This window comes from Flagellimonas halotolerans, assembly GCF_035818535.1.
GTDB classification, from domain to species: Bacteria; Bacteroidota; Bacteroidia; order Flavobacteriales; family Flavobacteriaceae; genus Flagellimonas; species Flagellimonas halotolerans.
This window is the reverse complement of the sequence record NZ_JAYKYV010000029.1, coordinates 1-8,006: the sequence shown is the minus strand read 5'-3', so window position 1 is coordinate 8,006 and position 8,006 is coordinate 1. Positions and strand designations below refer to the sequence as shown.

Below are 8,006 nucleotides of genomic sequence, written 5' to 3'. Positions count from 1 at the left end.
CCAAAATAGGAAAATTAAGAGGTCAAAGACACCAAATTAAAAAACCGCCCCATTCTGTGAAATGAGACGGCTTCTTTCTTTTTTCTTAATCCAAAGGAACAAGTTCAATGTTTCGCCACTTGACCCGAATACCACCACCATCGTGTATTTGCAGGGCAATGGCTCCTTCGCCTTCACCAATTTTTTCGTCATCCAAGTGTACCATTTGTACTCCGTTTAACCACGAAGTGACTTTGGAACCTTCCACACGGATTTTCATAGTGTTCCACTCCCCCATTTTCAGGGCTTTGTCCTTTTCCGGGTCGGGCTTGATCAACCAACCACGACCGTAGGATTCATAAATACCGCCTGTATCCTTTCCTGGAGGGGCTACTTCTACTTGCCATCCTGTTACTTTAGTGCCTTCAAAAGTGGAGCGGATAAAAACACCACTATTGCCATCGGCCTCTTGTTTAAATTCCAAGGTCAATTCAAAATCCTTGTAGAATTTTTCTGTGGACAAATATCCGTATTCGCCTTTGGGGCCACTCTCACAGATTAGCAAACCGTCTTCCACAAACCATTTTTCTTCCCCATGATTGATCCAACCATCAAGATTTTCTCCATTAAAAAGATTGATGGGTTCTTGTGCGAATGTAAATTGCGCTGCCAATAGGCATAATCCTACTAAAATTTGTTTCTTCATTGTTATATATTAAAGGGTTATTTACTCGATAATCGAGATTTAAATGCTCCGAGACTTGCCTCGAAATCAAAATATGTTTTCCTACCAATGCCTCTAGGGCTTGTCCCGAGGTAGTTTGCTATTTATGATAATTATTTGCCATTGATTAGTCCATTACCTGTGTTCTGCTGCTCCAACGGTTTGGAGAGGTCTATCAAAAAACCATTGATCACGGCGTGCGTAAGCTTGCCCTCTTTCTCCAAAAAGAAGGTGGGGTTGATACCTGGTTGCAGCCTAAAGCTTTTCAACTTAAAAGCATCATTAACTAATATCAAGGGAAAGTGTACAAATGCACTTTTTTCCGGTTTTTCTGTTTTAACGTAGGCCACACCGTCTTTTAATAAATCCATCGGGTTCTCAATACGAGCAACTTGTGCCACCTTTGGTGGAACAATTTTATAACCATAGGCATCAAAAGTTTTATATCCGTAAAAGGTAGATAAATCACCTTGGTCGGCGACTGAACTTTTGTAATAAAATTGGTTGTGCCCTTCCAAATCTACTTCGTGATTAAAAATGCCCAGATCAAGAATGTAATCGTCTCCCATAAGTTCGTAGGTCACGTTCTCTATCTTCAGATCGAACAACATACGATCGTTGCGAGGTATTTTTTCATAATCTTCGGGGGGAATGTTTTTAAAAGATTCGTTTGCAATGGTATACAATGCCGAAAGAATGGAAACATAGTTCAATTTTCGGATTTCCTGCTTCTCTGGATCATCAGGGTAACCTCCTGATTCAATCAAAATTAAGCTGGTGCCCCATTTGGCAATATTGTCCCCGAAAGCGCGAGGTTCAAAATCATCACTGTAACGCCCCACTTGTCCAGGGGCATAGTTTTGTATGATCTTGTTCATGTACACAATTACCTTCATTGCATTGGCACGTACTTCGTTGATATCCTTTTCGTAATTAAAAGCGGTAGCCAAATAGGAAATAGTAGCAGGCTTTTCTGTTCGTTCTGCATTATAGTACTTGCTCTGATCATGAAGGTTAAAGCCAAAATCGGCGTCTAAACTATCTCTAAGCCTTTTTAATGTTTGACTTTCTGGGGATTGTAATCGTAAAGCATCTCTATTAATATCCACACCCAAGGCATTACGTCTTGTGAACACTTCTGCCCCATCTGGATTGAGCATGGGCAAAAAATGGAGCTTCAATTTGGATAGGATAGCTTCTTTCTCCTCATTAAACTCGGGGGCGTCCAAAAAATTCAGAATATCAAAAATGGCTTGCGTAGCCGTTGGTTCATCCCCGTGCATTTGCGACCACAGAAAAATATTACTGTCACCAGAACCAATGCTGATCAAATGCAAATCCCGACCTTGAATGGACTCCCCTACTTTTTGTACTTCAAATTTTGGGTTGGCCTTAAATTTTTGAATCAAGGGCTGAATATCTGCATGTTTTATTCTTCGTTTCCCTATGCTAGACTCTTTGTAATTCTCATAAGTTTCATACAAGTTGGAGGTCAATTCATCTTGTGCGTGCATGGAAAATGCAAACATTAACAAGATTGCAAAAGACATTAATTTCTTTATCATTTTTTACTGTTTTGCTGGAACAGGCTTAAAGTTAAATTTTTTAGTGGCATTTCTCACTTTTTCCACAAAATCCATCCCAGGATCTGTTTTTTCTGTACGATAACTATCGTCCACTTCCAGCCAGAGCGGATGATCTTCAAACAAGGTGTATTCTTGGTGGCCGATTACATAATCAATATCATATTTTGAAGCTAGATACTTGACCAAATAAATATTGGATTTGAGTTGCTGCTTGGTCAAGGGAAGTACCTCTGTGCCACCAACATTTTCTATTCCGATTGCGCAATGGTTTAAACCAATTGTATGGCGCGCCATGGTGGTTTCGGGCATTAAACGATAAATGGTTCCATCTTGGTCTACCAAAAAATGTGCAGAAACATTAAGACCACTTACGTTTTCTATGTCCGGACGCCAGTTGGGCAAGGTAGACCTATTAAAGGCTTCAAATGATTTTTTAAGAGATGGAATGGCTGTCCAATGCAAAACCACCATTTTTGGGGTTATTATGGGAGTGTCCTGCTCTATTTCATATCTGTTTAATAAATATTCCTTGGTCAGTTCAACCCGTTGTTCATCAAAAATAATGGGAATATCCACAATTTTCTTTTGAGTGGAGCATGCCACCATGGCCAAGGCCCATAGAATTAAACTAGTTTTCTTCATTTGTGGTATTTATGGAATCAATGGAAACGGCATAACAGATAATCAATTTTTTTCTGCCCCATTCGCGTGCTTTTTTAACGTCTTTTCCCATGTAAATGTCTATTCGGTTGCGCCAGCGATAATGCATTTTGTCCTTTACATAAAATGTGTCGGGAAAGGTATCTATTTTTACCATGGTGTTATGAGTGAGCCCCATTTTAATTAGATCTCGTGAAACTGCTATGCTTTTCATCCCCGGTTTTAAGGTGTCTCCCCACGCCGCTACGGATGGGTTGATGCTATCCGTTTGCCAAAAAACGGAATTATATGCTGATGCGGTGACTTCATGGCCGTACCATTTATATTTTGCAGGTGGTTCCACAGGTGCTTTCTTTTGGGAACACCCCATCAAAATTAGAAATGCTATAAAAGTCCACCTTTTCAATACAATACATTTTCCAAGACCATAATATCCACATTATCGTTCTTCCAACGTTCGGTCAAAACTTTAGGAACTGGAGTAAAGCCTAAAGTTAAGGAGCTTAAAACAATATCCTCGTCGCCATCGTTATCAATATCCGAGGCATCCATTAAAAACCAGCGTGCCATAGAAGGGTCTTGCAAAATGTTTGTGGTAAATTCAAAACTGTCGGAATCCTTGTTTTCCAAATAGACAAAAGTAAGCTCGGGAAACTCTTGATAGTTGGGAAATGTACTGATCAAGGCAAAATCAAGGTCTCCATCTTGATCAAAATCGCGAGAGAGTACCCGCGTTGCGCCGTGCATGGGATAAAAGAAGGCTTCGGAATAGGTACTATTACCATTATTGAGATAGATTCGCATACCGTGATAGGGTTTGTGCACATAGGAAATGTCTGCATTATCGCCTTGTACTGTAATTATATCTTCCAGACCATCACCATTGTAATCCACAAACTCAAACCAACTGGTTCCAAAAACAGGACTAAACTCCAGAATGTTTTCTGCTTCAAAATCTAGGTTTTCTGTTTGATAAAAAACGGTAATACTCTCTCTGCTTTGGGTCATTAATGCCACAATGTCTTTTTTGCCATCTTGGTTCATGTCCTTGATCACGGTTTTAATGGCTCCCGGAAGATTGAGCAATGTTTTTTTGTCGTACCCTCCTGATTTATTTTTGACCATTAAGGACAGTTGCCCTGTCTCATTACCAAATTCACTGACTATAAGTTCATGTACACCATCATTATTAAGGTCTTCCAAAAGTGTATGGACCGGTCTATGAAAATCGTGGTTCATTGAAAGGGTATCTTTACCTACTTTTCCAATCATTTTTCCCTTGATCAATTCAGAAGGACGGATAATGCCCACTTCACTGATAATTTCTAGGGAATCCTTTTTGCTATACCATGTTACAGGACTCTTTCCTTGGTAAATAGCGGTTGATTTTTCTTCACTAAAATTAAAAACACCCAAATTTCCTGAAAGGTCACCGTAATATACTTCGTTATCCTTGTCCAAAAACTCCAGATAGGTCACCATAGCCCCATTTTCATCATCCAAGGAATAAGTTTTGGTCTTAAATTGTACGAGAGTGTCGGTTTGTGGCATGGGTATAGCTTCCAAATATTCTGGGGCATTAGATACGATATAGGTTTCCAGTTGTGCCCACTCTTTGAGTGTGATTTTGGGTCGAAAACCATATTCTGCCACATTGTTGTCTTGGTACAAGCCTTCCACTTCCATACGTTCCATCATGGCGGGGAGCACATATTCTTTCCAAACATTCTTGGGCAATGCATCGATCTTGGGCGGTAGGTGACAACTGGCACAGTATTTAGAATAGAGTTGAGCTTCTTTTGATTTTGGCTTTTCCTTGTTGCAAGAACCCATTAAAAGTATGAGCACAAAGGCAGTCAAGGAATAAAAATATAAAGGTCTGTTTGGCATTGGCTGGTCAGGGTGTCGGGGTTGAGGGTTTTAGTTGGGCAATGGAACATAGGTATCATCGTTTTCCATCATTGGAAAAGTTTTATCTCTCCATGCTTTTTTGGCCTGTTCCAGTTTTTCTTTGCTAGAGGAGACAAAATTCCAATAAATATAACGTTCCTCGGGAAAAGGCTCGCCTCCAAACAGCAATAAATGTGTATTTGGTTTTAGCTTAATGTTGCAGGTGTCCTCCACTTTGGATACCAAAATATTCCCTTCTCCTACCGTTTCGCCACAAGCTTCAATGCTTCCTTCCACAATGCAGATACCGATTTCTCCCTTTAATTGGCCATTTACATTGAGTGTATAGGCCCCTGTAGTTTTTACCTCTACCATAAAAAGGTTGGAATGTACCGGCACAGGTGATTTTTTCCCATAGCCTTCTCCTGCCACCAATTTAAATTCCGTATTGGCATCTAACCATTTGGGAATATCCTTTTCATCAATATGGTGGAATTGGGGTTCCATATCCTCCAGTTCCTTTGGCAAGGCTACCCAAATCTGATAACCATGGGCGGTAAAGGTGTTGCCATTGCGCAGGTCTTGTGGGGTCCTTTCGGTGTGGGTTACTCCCTTTCCTGCCGTCATCCAATTTACGGAGCCAGGTCTTATCCGTTGATGGGTGCCAAGACTGTCCTCGTGGATAATTTCCCCCTCCAACATAAATGTCAAAGTGGATAAACCCATATGCGGATGCTGATTCACATCCATATACTTTTCAGGCCCTAACTGTGTGGGACCCATATGGTCTATAAAAATAAAGGGGCCGATCATGCGCTTTTTACGGAAAGGAATCAGTCTTCCCACTAAAAAGTCGCCAATATCCCTACTACGTTCCTCAATGATCAATCCGATGTTGGACATGTATAATTGTTTATATTTAGATGCAGAAAGTTACAAATACATACTATACCATGAAACTACTTAAGCGTGTTTTACTGCTTCTCCTTGTTGTTATCGGAGTAGTTGTTTACCTGAATTACCCCAAATTGAATATTATTTCCGGTTATGCCGCCAAAAATGTGGCTTCTGGTGTGTTTGTGGCCAATCGCTCCGCGGCTAGCATGAACCAATATGACAATAGTGCTCCTTTGATCGAGATTGCTTCGACAGAGGTAAATAAAAATGAGGAATCCGCCTCTTCAACCGTTTATGGTCTGATGAAGCGTACAGCGGTACATCGCGATGGATTGGGTACGGTTTTGATCAATGATGATTATGACCCAAGCGCATTGACCATCAAACCACAAAGAAACCAAGCTCCAGATACTATTCCCTATCCCTACGGGCAAGCGTCACCTGTAGATACCGTGCTGCCAGAAGTGGATATGGATCAAATCAACAAAGCGATGGCGATGGCATTTTCTGAGCCCGAAACACAAAAAACACGGACTATGCTCATTTTGTACAAGGGGCATTTGATTACCGAAAAATATATTGATGGATTTGATAAGGATACCCCCATTTTGGGCTGGTCCATGACCAAGAGCGTGTTGGCCACTTGCTACGGGATTTTAGAACATCAGGGCAAGTTGGAAATGGATTGGCCCGCTCCTATTCCTGAATGGAAAGATGATGAAAGAAAAAACATTACTTTGAACCATTTGTTGCGTATGCAAAGTGGTTTAAAATGGGATGAAGATTATACGGGCATTTCGGATGTTACCCGTATGCTGTTTTTGGACAGTGATATGACACAGGCGCAGCGTAATAAAAAAGCAGTTGCTGAACCAACCGAGATTTGGAACTATTCCTCGGGCACCACCAATCTATTATCTGGAATTCTACGGCAACAGTTTAGAAGCCATCAAGAATATTTGAACTTTCCCTACTCCGCCTTGATCGATAAGATTGGAATGTACTCTATGATTTTGGAGGCTGATATTGCAGGGAACTACGTGGGGTCTTCCTATGCATGGGCCAGTACACGCGATTGGGCCCGTTTTGGACAGCTATATTTGGATAAAGGCAATTGGAACGGAGAACAATTGTTTGATTCTACTTGGGTAGATTACATCACTAAGCCCACCATAAACTCTGATGGCACTTATGGGGCACATTTTTGGCTGAACGCCGAAGGTAAGTACCCCGATGTGCCTAACGATATGTTTTCTTGCAACGGTTTTGAAGGCCAACATGTATTTATTATTCCTTCCAAAGACTTGGTCGTTGTTAGGACAGGTTTGGCCGAGGAACCGTATTTTGATGTGAATGGCGTGCTGTCAAACATCGTAAAAGCAGTACCATAAATCGATGGGATATACTAAAACTCCCAAAAAACCACAGAATTAGGACACTTCACAACAATAATTTCGTTTACGGGAACACTCGTGGTAGTTTTACCATGTAATAAAAAAAGAAAGTAATTTTTTCATTTTCATATAGTGTTCTCGTAAAAGAGTCTTGACCCAAGTGGCAGGGCTCTTTTCTATTTAAGGCTACCCCTGAACTTTTAGCCTGACACGAATTCCACAAATTACTCTAATTCAGTTCTGTGTCATCTGAGCTTTGCGAAGATTCTCAATTTTGATTTAAGAATCAAAAAAAAGGATTGCCCCATTCATTTCTAAGCGTCAGCCTGAACTTGTCTCAGGGTTTCACCATATGGGTTCCATGTTGTACTTCGCTCAGCAATCGCACGGAATGACAACTGCTTGCTAGGAGAATCTTCTTAAATCGTTCTTTATTGGCTGACACGAATTTCACGAATCACACCAATGCTATCGCAGGTCATTTCGAGCTGTCACCCTGGGCACAGTCGAATGGGGATAGCGAGAAACTCAGATTCTTCAGTAGTTACAATCCTTCAGAATAAACAGTTCTAATGCAAAAAGCAGCTAAATAATTACAAAAAACTATCATATCACAACAAGTAAACGTGACTTCACAACAATAATTTCACTGGTGTGGAGTTGCGGGGTACATTTACATTGTAATTAATTAGAAAGTAATTTTTTCATTTTCATATAGTGTTCTCGTAAAAGAGTCTTGACCCAAGTGGCAGGGCTCTTTTCTATTTGGGGCTGTTCTTAAAATTTGTTTCAGGATTTCGGATCAAGACCAATTGTTGTGTTTATGCAAAAATTGTTGTTAATCTAAATAGGAAGAACTCTACATTTTTGACACCT

General features: G+C 40.6%; 7 protein-coding genes. 1 reads left to right on the top strand and 6 read right to left on the bottom strand.

Translation table 11 applies throughout. The features are described 5' to 3' along the window. Positions 1-85 precede the first annotated feature (85 nt). The 6 genes from VM932_RS16605 to VM932_RS16580 form a co-directional block, all read right to left on the bottom strand. On the bottom strand, positions 86-685 hold the full coding sequence (locus tag VM932_RS16605; RefSeq protein WP_326280407.1) for a 3-keto-disaccharide hydrolase: 600 nt from the start codon (positions 683-685) through the stop codon (positions 86-88). A gap of 131 nt (positions 686-816) precedes the next feature. Further along, positions 817-2,268 (bottom strand): M14 family zinc carboxypeptidase, encoded by a 1,452-nt coding sequence (locus VM932_RS16600; protein WP_326280405.1) that lies wholly within the window; start codon positions 2,266-2,268, stop codon positions 817-819. Between the two features lie 3 nt (positions 2,269-2,271). Continuing rightward, entirely contained in the window at positions 2,272-2,931 is a 660-nt protein-coding gene (locus VM932_RS16595; RefSeq protein WP_326280402.1) for a peptidoglycan recognition protein family protein, read from the bottom strand. After that, the gene (locus VM932_RS16590) at positions 2,918-3,319 is read right to left on the bottom strand and encodes a 3D domain-containing protein (RefSeq protein ID WP_326280409.1); all 402 of its coding nucleotides are present in this window, start codon (positions 3,317-3,319) and stop codon (positions 2,918-2,920) included. The genes VM932_RS16595 and VM932_RS16590 overlap by 14 nt, the downstream gene beginning before the upstream one ends. A gap of 32 nt (positions 3,320-3,351) precedes the next feature. Then, positions 3,352-4,839 carry an FG-GAP repeat domain-containing protein gene (locus tag VM932_RS16585; RefSeq protein ID WP_326280400.1) on the bottom strand — a complete coding sequence of 496 codons (1,488 nt, stop codon included), beginning with the start codon at positions 4,837-4,839 and terminating at the stop codon, positions 3,352-3,354. Between the two features lie 30 nt (positions 4,840-4,869). Further along, positions 4,870-5,742, bottom strand: coding sequence for a pirin family protein (locus VM932_RS16580; protein WP_326280399.1), 873 nt, complete (start codon positions 5,740-5,742; stop codon positions 4,870-4,872). Between the two features lie 50 nt (positions 5,743-5,792). Between VM932_RS16580 and VM932_RS16575 the strand changes: the two genes are divergently transcribed. Continuing rightward, the gene (locus VM932_RS16575; RefSeq protein WP_326280397.1) at positions 5,793-7,127 is read left to right on the top strand and encodes a serine hydrolase domain-containing protein; all 1,335 of its coding nucleotides are present in this window, start codon (positions 5,793-5,795) and stop codon (positions 7,125-7,127) included. Positions 7,128-8,006 lie beyond the last annotated feature (879 nt).

Excerpts from the sequence above, each read along its gene's own strand:
- VM932_RS16580 (WP_326280399.1), bottom strand. The coding sequence starts at position 5,742 with ATGTCCAACATCGGATTGATCATTGAGGAACGTAGTAGGGATATTGGC.
- VM932_RS16600 (WP_326280405.1), bottom strand. The coding sequence starts at position 2,268 with ATGATAAAGAAATTAATGTCTTTTGCAATCTTGTTAATGTTTGCATTT.
- VM932_RS16595 (WP_326280402.1), bottom strand. The coding sequence starts at position 2,931 with ATGAAGAAAACTAGTTTAATTCTATGGGCCTTGGCCATGGTGGCATGC.
- VM932_RS16585 (WP_326280400.1), bottom strand. The coding sequence starts at position 4,839 with ATGCCAAACAGACCTTTATATTTTTATTCCTTGACTGCCTTTGTGCTC.
- VM932_RS16575 (WP_326280397.1), top strand. The coding sequence starts at position 5,793 with ATGAAACTACTTAAGCGTGTTTTACTGCTTCTCCTTGTTGTTATCGGA.
- VM932_RS16590 (WP_326280409.1), bottom strand. The coding sequence starts at position 3,319 with ATGGGGTGTTCCCAAAAGAAAGCACCTGTGGAACCACCTGCAAAATAT.
- VM932_RS16605 (WP_326280407.1), bottom strand. The coding sequence starts at position 685 with ATGAAGAAACAAATTTTAGTAGGATTATGCCTATTGGCAGCGCAATTT.